This is a genomic window from Mesorhizobium sp. M1338, from assembly GCF_040318045.1.
Lineage (GTDB): Bacteria > Pseudomonadota > Alphaproteobacteria > Rhizobiales > Rhizobiaceae > Mesorhizobium.
Window position 1 is genome coordinate 69,861 of record NZ_JAMYLL010000014.1, and the last position, 15,867, is coordinate 85,727.

Genomic DNA, 15,867 nt, shown 5'->3' on the forward strand with positions numbered 1-15,867 from the left:
TGTGAAATTCCAAAGTGTCAAAGCCCGTCCTGAGTGACGCGCGGCGCTTTGGTCGCCGCCAATCCCGAAGGCCGGCATTTTTCCAATTGCGCCTTAATGTGGCGTCATTCCGCGTTGCACATTGCGGCGGTTCTGGCTAGAGAATGTGCAGCGAATGAACGTGCTTGGTTTTTGTGCATGGTTAACTTGACCAAATTGGCCGCGCCGCTCGATGTCGGTGGTGTGAAAATCCGCAATCGCGTGTTCCTCGCGCCGATGTCGGGGATTACAGACGAGCCGTTCCGGCAACGCGCCCACGCGCATGGCGCGGGCCTGGTCGTGTCCGAAATGGTGGCCAGCGGCGAGTTGGCCAAGGGAAGGGCCGGTTTCAACCTGCGCATACGCCACTCCGGTCTGCCGGTCCATATGGTCCAGCTTGCCGGCCGCGAGGCTGCGCACATGGCGGAAGGCGCCAGGATAGCCGCCGGCGAGGGCGCCGACATCATCGACATCAACATGGGTTGCCCGGCCAAGAAGGTTACTGGCGGCTATGCCGGCTCGGCATTGATGCTGGATCTCGACCATGCGCTGTCGCTGATCGACGCCGTTGTCGGCGCGGTCGAGGTGCCGGTGACTGTCAAGATGCGGCTCGGCTGGGACGAAGGCGCGCTCAACGCGCCTATGCTGGCGCGCCGCGCCGAGCAGGCCGGCGTCAGGATGGTGACCGTGCACGGCCGCACGCGCTGCCAATTCTATCAAGGCAAGGCCGACTGGCGCGCCATCGCCCGCGTCAAGGAAGCCGTGTCCATCCCGGTCGTCGCCAATGGCGATGTTTCTTCGCCAGCGGAAGCTGCCGACATTCTCGACCAATCCGGCGCCGATGCCGTGATGGTCGGCCGTGCGCATTATGGTGCTCCCTGGATCGCCGGCGGCATTGCGGCGGAAGCGACAGGCGAGACGACGCCAAAGCTTCCACGGGCCCCGATGGCGCTGGCTGACTACATCGTGTCCCACTATGAGGACATGCTGGCACTCTACGGCGTCGAGAGCGGCCTACGCCAGGCGCGCAAGCACCTCGGCTGGTATCTCGACCGCCATGCCGGCGGTGTCGCCGACGACAGCCGAAAGGCCATACTGACCGCATTCAAGCCCGCGCGCGTCATTGGCTTGCTGCGCGACGTGTTTTCGCGCGATCCGCAACCATTGAACCTGCGGAGCGCGGCATGAACGCCAACGTCACACAGGGCAGCGAGATGGCGGACGCCGCCCATATCGTGCTCAACACCATCCGCCGCCCGGTAATCATGGTCGATACGGACGGGTTCATCACCTACGCCAACGCCGATGCCGAGGATTTCTTTCGCTCGAGCGCGACGATGCTGGCGCGCAACACCCTGTCAAAGCTCATTCCGTTCGGCAGCCCTTTACTGACCTTGGTCGATCAGGTGCGCGAGCGCCGGGCTCCGGTCAACGAATACCGGGTCGACGTTTCGTCGCCGCGCCTCGGCATCGAGAAGGTCGTCGATCTCTATGTCGCGCCGGTGCCGGAATTTCCGGGTTGCGTGGTGGTGATGTTCCAGGAACGGTCGATGGCCGACAAGATCGACCGGCAGATGACGCATCGGGGCGCGGCGCGCTCGGTGACCGGTCTGGCGGCGATGCTTGCCCATGAGATCAAGAACCCGCTCTCCGGCATCCGGGGTGCTGCCCAGCTCCTCGAACTGTCGGCTTCCGACGAGGACCGTGCGCTGACGCGGCTGATCACCGACGAGACCGACCGCATCGTGTCGCTGGTCGACCGCATGGAGGTATTTTCCGATGAGCGGCCGATCGATCGCTACCCCGTCAACATCCATGTCGTGCTCGACCATGTGAAGGCAATTGCCAAGAACGGTTTTGCCAAGAGAATCAAGATATTGGAGGATTATGATCCTTCATTGCCTCCGGTGTTTGCCAACCGTGACCAGCTCATCCAGGTGTTCCTCAACCTCGTCAAGAACGCCGCCGAGGCGATCGGCAGCGACCCACAGGGCGAGATCGTTCTGTCGACCGCCTTCCGGCCGGGCATCCGCGTTTCCGTTCCGGGCACGCAGGACCGCGTCTCGCTGCCGCTGGAATTCTGCGTGCGCGACAACGGCTCGGGCGTCTCGGAAGATATTTTGCCGATCCTGTTCGACCCGTTCATCACCACCAAGCCAAACGGCTCGGGGCTGGGGTTGGCGCTGGTCGCCAAGATCGTCGGCGAGCATGGCGGCATCATCGAATGCGAATCGACGCCGCGCGGGACCACATTCCGCATCCTGATGCCGGCCTGGAAAGAGACGCCACACGGCGCCGATGAAGACGGTGAAGGAGACCGCAAATGACCGTTCGCGGCAATATTCTCGTCGCCGACGACGATGCGGCGATCCGCACCGTCCTAAACCAGGCCCTATCGCGCGTCGGCCACGAGGTGCGTGTCACCTCCAACGCTTCGACGCTATGGCGCTGGGTGGCGGCGGGCGAGGGCGATCTGGTCATCACCGATGTGGTGATGCCGGACGAGAATGCCTTCGACATGCTGCCGCGCATCAAGAAGGCGCGGCCGGAACTGCCGGTTATCGTCATGAGCGCCCAGAACACCTTCATGACGGCGATCCGCGCCTCCGAAACCGGTGCCTACGAATACCTGCCGAAGCCGTTCGACCTTACCGAGCTGCTTAACATCGTCAACCGGGCGCTTTCCGAACCGCGGCGGCCGAAGATCGATGCGCGGCCGGAAGAACAGCCCGACGCAATGCCCCTGGTCGGCCGCTCGGCAGCCATGCAGGACATCTACCGCATGCTGGCGCGCATGATGCAGACCGACCTGACGGTGATGATTTCGGGCGAATCCGGCACCGGCAAGGAGCTGGTGGCACGCGCGCTGCATGAATATGGCCGCCGTCGCGGCGGCCCGTTCGTTGCCATCAACATGGCGGCAATCCCGCGCGATCTGATCGAATCGGAACTGTTCGGCCACGAGAAGGGCGCCTTCACCGGCGCGCAGAACCGCTCGACCGGCCGCTTCGAGCAGGCCGAGGGCGGCACGCTGTTCCTCGACGAGATCGGCGACATGCCGATGGAGGCGCAGACGCGCCTGCTGCGCGTCCTGCAGCAGGGCGAGTACACGACCGTTGGCGGACGCACGCCGATCAAGACCGACGTGCGCATCGTCGCCGCCACCAACAAGGATCTGCGCACGCTGATCAACCAGGGGCTTTTCCGCGAGGATCTTTTCTATCGCCTCAACGTCGTGCCGCTCAGGCTGCCGGCGCTGCGCGAGCGCTCCGAGGACGTGCCGGACCTCGTCCGCCACTTCTTCAAGCTCGGCGAGATGGAAGGCCTGCAGACCAAGCGCATCTCGTCGGGCGGCATCGAACTGATGAAGCGCTATCCGTGGCCGGGCAATGTGCGCGAACTGGAAAACCTGGTTCGCAGGCTCGCCGCGCTCTATTCGCAGGACGAGATTTCCGCCGAGATCATCGAAGCCGAGCTCAAGACCGGCGAACGTCCGGTAGTGCCGGGCGGCGGCAACCTCATTCCCGACGACCTGTCGATCGGCCAGGCGGCCGAGCATTTCCTGCAGCGCTATTTCGCCTCCTTTGCCGGCGAATTGCCGCCCGCCGGCCTCTATCAGCGCATTCTGGCCGAGGTCGAATATCCGTTGGTCCTGGCCTCGATGACGGCCACCCGCGGCAACCAGATCAAGGCCGCCGAATTGCTGGGCTTGAACCGCAACACGCTGCGCAAGAAGATTCGCGAACTCGGCGTCAACGTCTACAAATCGTCGCGGCAGGGCTGAGCCCAATCCGGGCCTCGCTCTCTTTTCGGGGGACGGCTCGCGAAAGATTTCCGTCTCGGTCACACTTGTTGCATAATCGCCACAATGCGTTGCATACATCCGACGCAATCATGGCTCTAGACGGCGACATGGCTCCGCAGGCACCGACAACAAACCAACCGCTTTTCAGCGAACCCGGCGCGCGTGACGGGCGCCGGCTGCTGGCGCTGCCCGGCGTGGTCGCGGTCGTCGGCGCGCTGATGACGGCGGCGATCTCGTTCACCATCCTTGTCGGCGCCACGCCGATCACGCCGAACGAGTCGACGACGCTGGCGCTGATTGCCCTCAACGCCGCTTTCGTCCTGTTCCTCATCGCGCTGGTCGGGCGTGAAGTGCACCGCATCCTGATGGCGCGCCGGCACGGCAAGGCGGCCTCGCGGCTGCATGTGCGCATCGTCGCCATGTTCGCTCTGGTTGCCGCCATTCCCGCGATCATGGTGGCCATCATCGCCTCGATCACACTCGATATCGGCCTCGACCGCTGGTTCGAGATCCGCACCAAGACGATCGTCAATTCGTCGCTGTCGATCGCCGACGCCTATGTCCAGGAAAATGCCCGCAACCTGCAGGGCACGACACTGTCGATGGCCTATGATCTCGATGCGTCGCGCACGCTCTACGGTCTCGATCGAACCGGTTTCCTCGACCTCATGAACAAGGAAGCGGTGGGCCGGTCGCTGGCGCATGCGGCGTTGATCAAGCCTGACGGCTCTTTCGTGATGAGCGCCAAGACCGATACGAATTTCGCCATGCCCGAGCCGCCGGAAGGCGCCGTGGCGAGCGCTGCCGACGGCAAGCCGGTGCTGATCGAACCGAAAACGCGCAACATCATGGGCGCCATCGTCAAGCTGCGCGAGATCGAAGGGCTCTATCTCTACACCATTCGCCTCGTCGACCCCGAGGTGATCAAGGCAAGGCAGATCGTCAGGTCCAACACCGATGAATATCGCGGGCTGGAAGACAACCGCCGCACCTCGCAGGTGGCGTTCGCGCTGCCCTATCTGTCGCTGACGCTGATCATCATCCTGTCCGCGATCTGGACCGGCATCGCCGTCGCTGACCGTCTGGTCCGGCCCATTCGCCAGCTTATCGGTGCCGCCGACGAGGTCGCGACCGGCAATCTCGACGTTGCAGTTCCCGTCAGGCCATCGGATGGCGATGTCGCCTCGCTCGGCGACACGTTCAATAAGATGCTTCTGGAGCTGAAATCACAGCGCAACGAGATCCTGTCGGCCAAGGACCTGATCGACGAACGGCGCCGCTTTTCGGAAGCCGTGCTTGCCGGTGTTACCGCCGGCGTCATCGGCGTCGACCCCTACGGCATCGTCACCATCGTCAACCGTTCGGCCGAGGCGATGCTGGCCATTTCAGCCAACGCCGCCCTTGGGCAGAACCTCTCAGCCGTGCTGCCACATGTCGGTCGCGTCTTCGAGATCGGCCGCAAGTCCGGCAAGCCTGTCTACCGCGAGCAGGTGACCTTCTACCGTGCGGGTGCCGAGCGGACCTTCAACGTGCAGATCACCATCGAGGCCGGCGATGACGGTTCGGAGGAAAAATCCTATGTCGTGACGGTCGACGACATCACCGATCTGGTGCAGGCGCAGCGCTCCTCCGCCTGGGCCGACGTGGCGCGGCGCATCGCCCACGAGATCAAGAATCCGCTGACGCCGATCCAGCTTTCGGCCGAGCGCATCAAGCGACGCTTCGGCAAGGTCATCACCGAGGATCGCGAGATTTTCGATCAATGCACCGAGACCATCATCCGGCAAGTCGAGGACATTGGCCGCATGGTCGACGAATTCTCGGCTTTCGCCCGTATGCCAAAGCCCGAGATGAAGGCTATCGACCTGCGCGAATCGTTGCGCGAGGCCTCGTTCCTGGTTGAAGTCAGCCGGGCCGACATTGCCTTCGAACGCGTCTTCGGCAACGAGCCGCTCAAGGGCACCTTCGACAGCCGTCTGATGGCGCAGGCTTTCGGCAATGTGATCAAGAACGCCGCCGAGGCGATTGACGGATTGGAACAAAAGGATGGTTCGCACGGCATAATCCGGATTCAAGCCGGGCGCCAGAATGGTGCGATTCGCATCGACGTCATCGACAATGGCAAAGGCCTGCCGCGCGAAAATCGCCAGCGGTTGCTCGAGCCCTATATGACGACGCGCGAGAAGGGTACCGGGCTTGGCCTCGCTATCGTCAAGAAGATCGTGGAGGACCATGGTGGCAGGCTGGAACTTCACGATGCGCCCCCGGATTTCCACGACGGACGCGGCGCGATGATCAGCATCATCCTGCCGCCCGCGGCTGCCGCGTCTCCGCGCGGCGAGAGCAGGACGGAAAACGAACGAGAAACTGAAAAGGTCGGTAATGGCGTCTGATATTCTCATCGTCGATGACGAGGAAGACATCCGTGAACTCGTCGCGGGCATCCTGAGCGACGAAGGTCACGAAACCCGCACGGCATTCGATGCCGACAGCGCGCTGGCGGCGATCGCCGATCGGGCGCCGCGGCTGATTTTCCTCGACATCTGGCTGCAGGGCTCGCGTCTGGACGGGCTGGCGCTGCTCGACGAGATCAAGACGATGCACCCAACCTTGCCGGTGGTGATGATCTCGGGCCACGGCAACATCGAAACGGCGGTCTCCGCCATCCGTCGCGGCGCCTATGACTTCATCGAAAAGCCGTTCAAGGCCGACAGGCTGATCCTCATTGCCGAGCGTGCGCTCGAGACCTCGAAACTGCGGCGCGAGGTTTCCGACCTCAAGCTGCGCAGCGGCGAAACCTTCGATCTGATCGGCATGTCGTCGGCGATGAGCCAGTTGCGCCAGACCATCGAACGCGTCGCCCCGACCAACAGCCGCGTGATGATCATCGGCCCGTCAGGTTCGGGCAAGGAACTGGCCGCGCGTGCCATCCACACGCTGTCGGCGCGTAAAACCGCGCCGTTCGTGACGCTGAGCGCCGCCAACATTACGCCCGAGCGCATGGAGATCGAGCTGTTCGGCACCGAATCGAACGGTGTCGAGCGCAAGGTCGGCGCGCTGGAGGAGGCGCATCGCGGCATCCTCTACATCGATGAAGTCGCCGACATGCCGCGCGAGACGCAGAACAAGATCCTGCGCGTGCTGGTCGAGCAGCAGTTCGAGCGGGTAGGGGGCACCAAGCGGGTCAAGGTCGATGTCCGCATCATCTCGTCGACCTCGCAGAACCTCGAAGCGATGATCGCCGACGGCCGTTTCCGCGAGGATCTCTACCACCGCCTGGCGGTGGTTCCGGTCATGGTGCCGGGACTGGCCGAGCGGCGCGAGGACATTCCATACCTCGTCGACAATTTCATGAAGCAGATCGCCCGCCAGGCCGGCATCAAGCCGCGCCGCATCGGCGATGACGCGCTGGCCGTACTGCAGGCGCACAATTGGCCGGGCAACGTTCGTCAGCTGCGTAACAATGTCGAGCGTCTCATGATCCTGGCCCGCGGCGACGACGTCGATGCGCCGATCACCGCCGACCTTTTGCCGGCCGAGATCGGCGATGTCATGCCGCGCACGCCGAATCAATCCGACCAGCACATCATGGCGCTGCCGCTGCGCGAGGCGCGCGAACAGTTCGAGAAGGACTACCTGATCGCCCAGATCAATCGCTTCGGCGGTAACATCTCGAAAACCGCCGAGTTCATCGGCATGGAGCGCTCCGCCTTGCATCGCAAGCTGAAGTCCCTGGGCGTCTGAGCACGGCGTCCAGCCATCCGCACTTGGGCCAACCATTTGCCGGTTACGGCGGCGGCGGAATCGCATAAGAAAGCCCGAGAATTTCCGAGGGGTCGCCAATGCCGCGCATTGCCTATGTCAACGGGCGCTACGTCGCTCACGCGGACGCTGCCGTGCATATCGAGGATCGCGGCTATCAGTTCGCCGACGGCGTCTATGAGGTCTGCGAGGTGGCGCGTGGCTTCATCGTCGACATGCCGCGCCATCTGGCCCGGCTGAACCGCTCGCTGACCGAATTGTCGATCGCCTGGCCGGTCACTGCAGGCGTGCTGCCGCTGATCCTGCGCGAGGTGGTCAACCGCAATCATGTCGCCAACGGCCTGGTCTATGTCCAGGTGACGCGCGGCGTTGCCAGCCGCGACTTTGTCTTCCCGTCCGCGGACACCAAGCCATCCCTGGTGGTGACCGCCAGGAAGGCCGATCCTGCCGCTGGAGCAAAGCGCGCCGAGACCGGCATCTCGGTGATCACGGTGCCGGAGAACCGCTGGGACCGCGTCGACATCAAGAGTGTCGGGCTGCTGCCCAATGTACTGGCCAAGCAGAAGGCCAAGGAAGCTGGCGCGCAGGAGGCGTGGTTCGTCGACACCGATGGTAACGTCAAGGAAGGCGGGTCGTCCAACGCCTGGATCGTCACCCGGGATGGTGTCCTTGTCACCAGGCCGGCCGAGCATGGCATCCTGCGCGGAATCACCCGCACGACCATGTTTGAAGTGGCGGCCAAGCTCGGCCTGAAGATCGAGGAGCGTGGCTTTTCCGTCGCCGAGGCCAAGGCGGCACGCGAGGCGTTCATCAGCTCCGCAACGACAATCGCCATGCCGGTCGTGGCCATCGACGGCGATCCGGTCGCCAATGGGCACCCCGGCTCAGTAACACTTTCGTTGCGGCAAGCCTTTTTTGACATTGCGGAAAAAAGTCCAGCCTGATAACCGCACAGGTGGAATGAACATCAATATATCTCGTTCTGCTTGTCGTTACTGACGACAAGACGGTGTTTGCGAGCTTGACATGCGCCCGTTAATTTGGCGCATTGGCTTGCAAACCGAAGGGGATCGGCGAAAGACAAGAACAATGGCGGAACGATCGCAAAACCTTCAGGACCTGTTCCTGAATTCAGTTCGCAAGAGCAAGAACCCGCTCACCATCTTCCTCATCAACGGCGTCAAGCTGACCGGCGTGGTCACTTCGTTCGACAATTTCTGTGTCCTGCTGCGCCGTGACGGTCACTCCCAGCTCGTCTACAAGCATGCCATTTCCACGATCATGCCGAGCCAGCCGGTTCAGATGTTCGATGGCGAGGAAAGTCAGGGCGCCTGATTGGCACGTGAGAAAGACGCGGACGCTACCGTTCGCGGAAAACCAGCGCATCATCCCGGGACGGAAGCCAAGGGTCCGACCCGGGCCGTTGTCATTGTGCCCGTCCTTACCCGCCACCAGCGCAACGACGACGAGACCAACCGTCCACGGCTGATGCGTTCGGCTGATGCTCGTCACGATGAGGCCGTCGGCCTTGCCCGCGCCATCAACCTTGATCTGATCCATACCGCGGTGGTGACCGTCAACGATCCGCGCCCGGCGACGCTGCTCGGCAGCGGCAAGGTCGCGGAATTCGCGGAAATCGTCAAAGAGGGGCATGCCGAAGTGGTCATTGTCGACCATCCGCTGACCCCGGTGCAGCAGCGCAATCTCGAGAAAGAGCTGGACGCCAAGGTGCTGGACCGCACCGGGCTGATCCTCGAGATATTCGGCGAGCGGGCGCGCACCAAGGAAGGCACGCTGCAGGTCGAGCTCGCCCATCTCAACTACCAGAAGGGCCGTCTCGTGCGCAGCTGGACCCACCTCGAACGTCAGCGCGGCGGCGCCGGCTTCCTCGGTGGTCCCGGCGAAACGCAGATCGAATCCGACCGGCGGCAGCTGCAGGAAAAGATCATCAAGCTGAAGCAGGAGCTGGAAACGGTGCGCCGCACCCGCGACCTGCACCGCGCCAAGCGCAAGAAAGTGCCGTTCCCGGTGGTGGCGATCGTCGGCTACACCAACGCCGGCAAGTCGACGCTGTTCAACCGGCTGACCGGAGCGGATGTACTGGCGCAGGACATGCTGTTCGCCACGCTAGATCCGACGCTTCGCCGCGTGCGCCTGCCGCATGGTACGCCGATCATCCTTTCGGACACGGTCGGCTTCATTTCGGACCTGCCGACGCATCTGATCGCGGCTTTCCGCGCCACCCTGGAAGAGGTGGTCGAGGCCGATCTCGTCATCCACCTGCGCGACATTTCCGATCCGGACACCGCGGCTCAGGCCGAGGATGTCGAGCGCATCCTCGCCGACCTCGGTGTCGACGCCGGTGACGCCAAACGGGTCATCGAAGTCTGGAACAAGATCGACCGGCTCGACGAAGGCAACAGAGGCCGGCTGCTCGCCGATGGCGCCGATGCCAGCAAGGCGCCGCCGATTGCGGTGTCGGCGGTGACCGGCGAGGGAATCGATGCGCTGAAGGCGATCATCGAGACACGGATGGCGGGCGAACTCGAAGACCTGACGGTGACGATCGAGCCGGCGCAGTTCGGCCTTGTCGACTGGCTCTATCGCAATGGCGATGTCGTTTCGCGAAGCGACAATGACGACGGCAGCGCCACGATCTCGCTCAAGGCCACGCAAAGCGCCCGCGAAGAGATCGAAAGCAGATTGCGTCGGAAAAACAACGGCTAACGGGGTTATTTCACGCCTTTGGCTTCCTGCCACAGCGCTTCCATCTCGGCCAGATCAGCCTTTTCCAGCGTGCTGCCGGATTTTTCCAGGGCCTGTTCGACATAATGGAAGCGTGAGCGAAATTTCTCGTTGGTGCCACTCAGCGCTGCTTCCGAATCGAGCTTAAGGTGCCGGCCGAGATTGACGACGGCAAACAGCATGTCGCCGAACTCGTCCTTGATCGAGGCCGTCTCGCCTTTCGCCAGAGCCTCGCGCAATTCGCCGATCTCTTCCTCGATCTTGTCGAGGATGGGGGCTGCCTCGCTCCAGTCGAAGCCGACGCGAGCGGCCTTCTCCTGAAGTTTCAGGGCTCGCGTCAGAGCGGGCAGGGCGACCGGCACGCTGTCGAGAAACCCCTTGCCGTTGTCCTCGGGGTCGAGGCCCCGGGCGAGGCGTGCTTGTCGTTTCTCCGCCTTCTCCTCGGCCTTGATCTTTTCCCACATGCCCTTGGCCATGCCGGCGCTGCGGGCCTTTTCGTCGCCGAAGACATGCGGGTGGCGGCGGATCATCTTGGTGGTGATCGCCTGGACCACGTCGCCGAAGGCGAATTCACCCGCCTCTTCAGCCATTTGCGCGTGGTAGACGACCTGCAGCAGAAGATCGCCGAGCTCGTCGCGCAGATCGTCGAGGTCGCCGCGCGCGATGGCATCCGCCACCTCATAGGCTTCCTCGATCGTATAGGGCGCGATGGTCGGAAAATCCTGTTCGATGTCCCAGGGACAACCGGTCTTTGGGGCTCGCAACGCCGCCATGATCTCGATCAGGCGCGAAATGTCTTTCGATGGCGTCATCTAGAGCTATTCCAGGAAAAGTGTGAAACGGTTTTTGTCCGGAATTGCGTCAAAACAGTCTATCGGATGCTATCCCGCGGCCGGCCGCGCGGGCAACGCTGTCAGCCGGCTCGGAAGCCTTGTCCACAGGTGAGCCGCTTCAGTCGAGTACAGAGACGATCGCCTTGGCGAGTTCGTCCATGCCGTCCTCGGGCAGGCCTGCCACATTGATGCGGCTGTCGCCGACCATGTAGATGCCGTGCTCGGAACGCAACCGCTCGACTTGCGCTTCCGTGAGGCCAAGGCGAGAGAACATGCCGCGATGGCTGGCGACAAAATCGAAACGATCGGAATTGGACTGACGCCGCAGCGCTTCGGCGAACTGGATCCGGAGCCTGAGCATGCGCAGCCGCATCTCTTCGAGTTCCGCCTCCCAGTCCGCACGCAAGGCGGCGTCTTCCAGCACGATGCGCACGGCTGCCGCACCGTGATCCGGCGGCATCGAATACATGGCGCGCGCCGCCGACAACATCTGGCTCATCGCCACATTAGCCTGTGCGCCGTCCCTGGCCAGGACCATTGCCGCGCCGACACGGTCGCGGTAGACGGCGAAATTCTTCGAGCAGCTCGAGGCGACCACCATTTCCGGAACCTTCGCGGCCAGCAGGCGCAAACCGAGGGCGTCGGCCTCGAGGCCATCGCCAAAGCCTTGATAGGCGATGTCGACAAACGGCAGCAGTTCGCGCTCGACGACCAGCTCGGTTACGGCCGCCCACTGTGCCGCATCCAGATTGGCGCCGGTCGGGTTGTGGCAGCAGCCATGCAGCAGCACGACGTCGCCGCTCTTTGCCGTCCGCAGCGCCGCCAGCATGTCGTCGAAACGCACAGTGCCCGATGCGGCATCGAAATAAGGGTATTCGCGGATCTGCAGACCGGCGGCGCGCATCACCGGCATGTGGTTCGGCCAGGTCGGGTCCGACAGCCAGATGGTTGCGTCCGAGCGTGTCCGCTTCAGCAATTCCGCCACCAGCCGCAGCGCGCCGGAGCCGCCGGGCGCCTGTGCCGCGCGGATGCGTGTCATGTCGGCGCCTGGACCGAAGGCGAGCTTAGCCATCACAATGTTGAAACCGGTATCGCCGGCAAGGCCGAGATAGGTCTTGGTGTCCTGACCCTGCAGCAGGCGCTTTTCGGCTTCGCGCACGGCGCGCATGACCGGCGTCTTGCCGTCGCGATCCTTGTAGACGCCAACACCGAGGTCGACCTTGTCGGGCCGCGGGTCGGCGCGATAAAGGCCGATCAGCGCAAGGATCTTGTCGGCGGGGGCGGGCTGCAGGGCTTCAAACATCGATACGGCTCCAATGGCGGCGGAGTGATACGCAAATCGGTCGCGTTTCGCCAGCGCTTTTCCTGCCGTCTCAGCCTGCACAAAGCTTTCTGGGGGCAGCAGCGAACGATGTCCTCCAGCGAACCCGGCGAAGAAAATTGGCAGGGCAGGGATTAAAATCCCCACATGCTCCGTAAACTGGACATGAAACCGTCGATGCCACGCTTTGACATCATAGGACAGCTCGGTTCGCTGCGCCGCTACGCGCGCTCGCTGACGCGCGACAGCGCGGATGCCGAGGATCTCGTGCACGACGCGCTGGTGCGCGCCTATGAACGGCGTGGCACCTTCCGCTCCGGTGGAAACCTGCGCGCCTGGCTGCTGTCGATCGTCCACAACACCTTCATCGACAAGATGCGATCCCGCGGGTCGGAAGCCTCGCGCCTCCAACAGGCCGGATATCTTGCCGATGGCAGCACGCCGGCGCCGCAGGAGCATTCGGTGCGCCTGGCTCAAGTGCGAGAAGCCTTTTTCAGCCTGCCGGAAGAACAGCGTTCGGCGCTGCATCTCGTCGCCATCGAAGGCCTTTCCTACAGCCAAGCCGCCGATGCCAGCGGCGTGCCCCTGGGAACGCTGATGTCACGCATCGGCAGGGCGCGTGCCGCATTGCGAGAGATGGAGGCGGCGGCACCCGCGAAGGCGAAAAACCACCTCAGGATCGTTGGAGGCCAGTCATGACAGCAGCTGTCGATCCCGTGACCGATATCGATCTCGACGCCTATGTCGACGACCAGATCGACGTCGCCCGCCGCATCGAGGTCGAGGCATTTCTGTCCGCCCGGCCGGAGGCAGCGGCGCGCGTGATGTCGGATCTCCGAACCCGCGATGAACTGCGCGTGGCGCTTGCCAGTTCCTCAGGTTTGGCCGGCTCCTGGGGCATGGCGCGGCCCGCGACCGCCGACGCCGCGCGGCGGCTGGAGAGGGGACTTGCCCGCGGCCGTATCTTCGGCGTGTTGCAGCGCGCGGCGGCGGTCACTGCCTTCGTCGCCGCCGGCTGGCTGGCGAACGGCATCATCGGGCCGATGTCGGTGACCCAGGTCGTCGCCTCGCCGCAGCCGCCCTCCTATGTCGACGAGGCGGTGCGGGCCCACAGGACGACGCTGGTGCGCGAGAGCATGCCGTCGCAGCCGGAAGCGCCCAATTACAACGCCGGCGAGATCCGCGCCGCGACCGCCATCGTCATGCCGTCGCTGCCTGAGGACTGGAAGGTCCGCGACGTGCAGATCTATCCGTCGCGCTTTGGCCCGAGCGTCGAGATGGCGGTCGAGACCAAAGACATGGGGCTGGTGTCGCTGTTCGCGATCCGACCGGGAACCTTCGACGTCGTCAAGCCGACGGTGGCGCCTTCGGGCGACATTTCATCGGCCTATTTCCAGATCGGCGAGGTTGCCTATGCGGTGGTCGGACGAAGTGAGGTCCGCGACCTCGACCGTGCCGCCGAGACGCTCGCCAAGACGCTTTACTGATCGATCCACGCTTTACTGACCGATCCACAAAGGAGAATGCAAATGAACACGCCCAATCTGGGATACCGCACCGGCGCCGCCGCCCAAACCGGCGCCATCTTCGACGAGGGCCTGCGCCGGCACATGCTGCGCGTCTACAACTACATGGGCGTCGGCCTGGTGGTCACCGGCCTCGTCGCCTTCATGATCTCGTCGACGCCGGCGCTCTACGTTCCGATTTTCTCTAGCCCGCTGAAATGGGTGGTGATGCTGGCGCCGCTCGCCTTCGTCGTGCTGTTCTCGTTCAAGATGCAGACCATGTCGGCGGCCAGCGCCCAGGCGATGTTCTGGGCCTTCTGCGCGGTCATGGGCCTGTCGCTCGCTTCGGTATTCCTGGTCTTCACCGGAACCAGCATCGCGCGCACCTTCTTCATCGCCGCCACCATGTTCGGCGCCACCAGCCTCTACGGCTACACGACCAGGCGCGACCTGACCCAGTTCTCGTCGTTCCTCATCATGGGCCTGATCGGCGTGGTGATCGCCAGCATCGTCAACATCTTCCTCGGCTCGACCGCGCTGCAGTTCGCCATCTCTGTGATCGGCATTGCCGTGTTCATCGGCCTGACCGCCTGGGACACACAGACGATCAAGGAACAGTATGCCGAGAACTTCGACGCTGAATCGCGCCAGAAGCTCGCCGTTTTCGGCGCCTTCTCGCTCTATCTGAACTTCATCAACATCTTCCAGCTGCTGCTGAATTTCACCGGCGAACGCGAGTAACGCCTTCCTGCCGACCTGCCCGATCAACCAGATCGGGCAAGCCCGGCTCCCGTGCTGATCATCTCGCCATCGGAGGCCAGGCGAATAATTCCAACCCGAGCGTTCTGTTGCTCAAAAGTGGATCATTAAAATATCGCGATGTCATTCAGACCCTTGCTTGGTCATGGACGGATTCGGAGCCGGGAGGAGAAGTCGGAAGCCCTGCAAACGGCAGCCTGGGTCGACTCTTCGGTCGTTTTCGACAATCGGCGCTGGGTGTGTCGGGACGCTGAGCTCCGCTGGACAGCTCCCCACCATCTGGTCGTACTGACCGAGGAAGGCGGGACGTCGCATACATCGATCCGCTCCGGGGAAAAGTCTGTCTACGACGGGATGGATCGTCCGGGAGACCTCACCTTCGTCCCCGCCGGCGCGGAGCGGCTCGGAACCTACCGGGACGTCAATCTTTCCTATTCGGCCCTGTGGATCGATCCCGAATTTCCAGGAAGCGAAAGCCTGGCGGATACGCCGATCCTGGTGAACAGGAGCGACAATGTCATCGCAACGCTTTTGAGTTCGCTCCGGGTCGAGGTGGCGCTCGGCCACAAGCCGGACACTGCCTATGTCGAGCATCTGGCGGCGCTCGTCAGCTTGCGCGTGGCGATGCTGGCCGGCAAGCAGCTCCCGGCCGTGCACTACGGTCGTCTCAGCCGCCGCACGTTTGCCCGGATCCGGGAATACATCGAGGCACGCATCAACTCCGACATTTCGCTGAGCGAACTGGCGGCTGTCGCAGAGATGGGAGTCGACACGTTTGCGCGCCGCTTCAAGGCGACGACCGGTCTCGCACCTTACGCCTATGTGATCGAGGAACGGGTGCGGCGGGCGGAAGTCGTGCTGCGTGAAACCGGGGCGTCCATCGGCACCATTGCCTTTCGCTTCGGCTTTTCGAGCCAGAGCCACTTCACCGCGACGTTCCGGCGCCTCAGAGGCATGACTCCTCGGGCCTACCGGGTGCAGTTTTCTCCGGAATCCTGATAGTGCCGCCGATTTCCTGAAAGAAAAGCCGAGCCTGCCGGACCACGTCCATAGGTGTCGATGAGTGTCCGGCGCACCAGCTGTCGGGTCGCTGTCGAGCCCTAATCTTTGTGACCGGGA

Annotated in this window: 14 protein-coding genes; 12 read left to right on the forward strand and 2 right to left on the reverse strand. The window is 63.3% G+C overall.

Going from position 1 to position 15,867, the window contains the following annotated elements:
* Positions 1 to 177: 177 nt before the first annotated feature.
* The 8 genes from dusB (at position 178) to hflX (ending at position 10,312) form a co-directional block, all read left to right on the forward strand.
* Entirely contained in the window at positions 178 to 1,206 is a 1,029-nt protein-coding gene (gene dusB, locus NKH19_RS15560) for a tRNA dihydrouridine synthase DusB (RefSeq protein ID WP_352868429.1), read from the forward strand.
* Positions 1,203 to 2,345, forward strand: coding sequence for a two-component system sensor histidine kinase NtrB (locus NKH19_RS15565; protein WP_352868432.1), 1,143 nt, complete (start codon positions 1,203 to 1,205; stop codon positions 2,343 to 2,345). The genes dusB and NKH19_RS15565 overlap by 4 nt, the downstream gene beginning before the upstream one ends.
* Positions 2,342 to 3,802 carry a nitrogen regulation protein NR(I) gene (ntrC, locus tag NKH19_RS15570; RefSeq protein WP_352634499.1) on the forward strand — a complete coding sequence of 487 codons (1,461 nt, stop codon included), beginning with the start codon at positions 2,342 to 2,344 and terminating at the stop codon, positions 3,800 to 3,802. Before NKH19_RS15565 ends, ntrC begins: the two co-directional genes overlap by 4 nt.
* 128 nt (positions 3,803 to 3,930) lie before the next feature.
* Positions 3,931 to 6,216 (forward strand): sensor histidine kinase NtrY-like, encoded by a 2,286-nt coding sequence (locus tag NKH19_RS15575; RefSeq protein ID WP_352868434.1) that lies wholly within the window; start codon positions 3,931 to 3,933, stop codon positions 6,214 to 6,216.
* On the forward strand, positions 6,206 to 7,567 hold the full coding sequence (gene ntrX / locus NKH19_RS15580; RefSeq protein WP_056588733.1) for a nitrogen assimilation response regulator NtrX: 1,362 nt from the start codon (positions 6,206 to 6,208) through the stop codon (positions 7,565 to 7,567). The genes NKH19_RS15575 and ntrX overlap by 11 nt, the downstream gene beginning before the upstream one ends.
* A gap of 98 nt (positions 7,568 to 7,665) precedes the next feature.
* On the forward strand, positions 7,666 to 8,529 hold the full coding sequence (locus NKH19_RS15585) for a D-amino-acid transaminase (RefSeq protein WP_352868437.1): 864 nt from the start codon (positions 7,666 to 7,668) through the stop codon (positions 8,527 to 8,529).
* Between the two features lie 145 nt (positions 8,530 to 8,674).
* Entirely contained in the window at positions 8,675 to 8,920 is a 246-nt protein-coding gene (gene hfq / locus NKH19_RS15590; RefSeq protein WP_006202172.1) for an RNA chaperone Hfq, read from the forward strand.
* A complete protein-coding gene (gene hflX, locus NKH19_RS15595) occupies positions 8,921 to 10,312 on the forward strand; it encodes a GTPase HflX (RefSeq protein ID WP_352868439.1) in 1,392 nt (463 codons plus the stop codon).
* Positions 10,313 to 10,317: 5 nt separating this feature from the next.
* On the opposite strand, the gene mazG is transcribed toward hflX, so the two are convergent.
* Both mazG and NKH19_RS15605 read right to left on the reverse strand, forming a co-directional pair.
* Entirely contained in the window at positions 10,318 to 11,142 is an 825-nt protein-coding gene (gene mazG / locus NKH19_RS15600; RefSeq protein WP_352868441.1) for a nucleoside triphosphate pyrophosphohydrolase, read from the reverse strand.
* A gap of 139 nt (positions 11,143 to 11,281) precedes the next feature.
* Positions 11,282 to 12,466 carry an amino acid aminotransferase gene (locus NKH19_RS15605; RefSeq protein WP_352868443.1) on the reverse strand — a complete coding sequence of 395 codons (1,185 nt, stop codon included), beginning with the start codon at positions 12,464 to 12,466 and terminating at the stop codon, positions 11,282 to 11,284.
* A gap of 195 nt (positions 12,467 to 12,661) precedes the next feature.
* Here NKH19_RS15605 and NKH19_RS15610 point away from each other — a divergent pair, with 195 nt between their 5' ends.
* The 4 genes from NKH19_RS15610 to NKH19_RS15625 all read left to right on the forward strand — a co-directional run bounded on the left by NKH19_RS15610 (position 12,662) and on the right by NKH19_RS15625 (position 15,747).
* Positions 12,662 to 13,183 carry a sigma-70 family RNA polymerase sigma factor gene (locus NKH19_RS15610; RefSeq protein ID WP_352868446.1) on the forward strand — a complete coding sequence of 174 codons (522 nt, stop codon included), beginning with the start codon at positions 12,662 to 12,664 and terminating at the stop codon, positions 13,181 to 13,183.
* Complete coding sequence (locus NKH19_RS15615; protein WP_352868448.1) at positions 13,180 to 13,971, forward strand: anti-sigma factor family protein; 792 nt, start codon at positions 13,180 to 13,182, stop codon at positions 13,969 to 13,971. Before NKH19_RS15610 ends, NKH19_RS15615 begins: the two co-directional genes overlap by 4 nt.
* A 42-nt stretch (positions 13,972 to 14,013) precedes the next feature.
* A complete protein-coding gene (locus NKH19_RS15620; protein WP_352868450.1) occupies positions 14,014 to 14,730 on the forward strand; it encodes a Bax inhibitor-1/YccA family protein in 717 nt (238 codons plus the stop codon).
* Between the two features lie 372 nt (positions 14,731 to 15,102).
* The gene (locus tag NKH19_RS15625) at positions 15,103 to 15,747 is read left to right on the forward strand and encodes a helix-turn-helix domain-containing protein (RefSeq protein ID WP_352868452.1); all 645 of its coding nucleotides are present in this window, start codon (positions 15,103 to 15,105) and stop codon (positions 15,745 to 15,747) included.
* Positions 15,748 to 15,867 lie beyond the last annotated feature (120 nt).

Coding starts and splice junctions, on each gene's coding strand:
- NKH19_RS15625 (WP_352868452.1), top strand. CDS start 15,103: ATGGATCGTCCGGGAGACCTCACCTTCGTCCCCGCCGGCGCGGAGCGG.
- mazG (WP_352868441.1), bottom strand. CDS start 11,142: ATGACGCCATCGAAAGACATTTCGCGCCTGATCGAGATCATGGCGGCG.
- NKH19_RS15575 (WP_352868434.1), top strand. CDS start 3,931: ATGGCTCCGCAGGCACCGACAACAAACCAACCGCTTTTCAGCGAACCC.
- NKH19_RS15610 (WP_352868446.1), top strand. CDS start 12,662: ATGCCACGCTTTGACATCATAGGACAGCTCGGTTCGCTGCGCCGCTAC.
- NKH19_RS15605 (WP_352868443.1), bottom strand. CDS start 12,466: ATGTTTGAAGCCCTGCAGCCCGCCCCCGCCGACAAGATCCTTGCGCTG.
- NKH19_RS15565 (WP_352868432.1), top strand. CDS start 1,203: ATGAACGCCAACGTCACACAGGGCAGCGAGATGGCGGACGCCGCCCAT.
- hfq (WP_006202172.1), top strand. CDS start 8,675: ATGGCGGAACGATCGCAAAACCTTCAGGACCTGTTCCTGAATTCAGTT.
- dusB (WP_352868429.1), top strand. CDS start 178: ATGGTTAACTTGACCAAATTGGCCGCGCCGCTCGATGTCGGTGGTGTG.
- ntrC (WP_352634499.1), top strand. CDS start 2,342: ATGACCGTTCGCGGCAATATTCTCGTCGCCGACGACGATGCGGCGATC.
- NKH19_RS15620 (WP_352868450.1), top strand. CDS start 14,014: ATGAACACGCCCAATCTGGGATACCGCACCGGCGCCGCCGCCCAAACC.
- NKH19_RS15585 (WP_352868437.1), top strand. CDS start 7,666: ATGCCGCGCATTGCCTATGTCAACGGGCGCTACGTCGCTCACGCGGAC.
- NKH19_RS15615 (WP_352868448.1), top strand. CDS start 13,180: ATGACAGCAGCTGTCGATCCCGTGACCGATATCGATCTCGACGCCTAT.
- ntrX (WP_056588733.1), top strand. CDS start 6,206: ATGGCGTCTGATATTCTCATCGTCGATGACGAGGAAGACATCCGTGAA.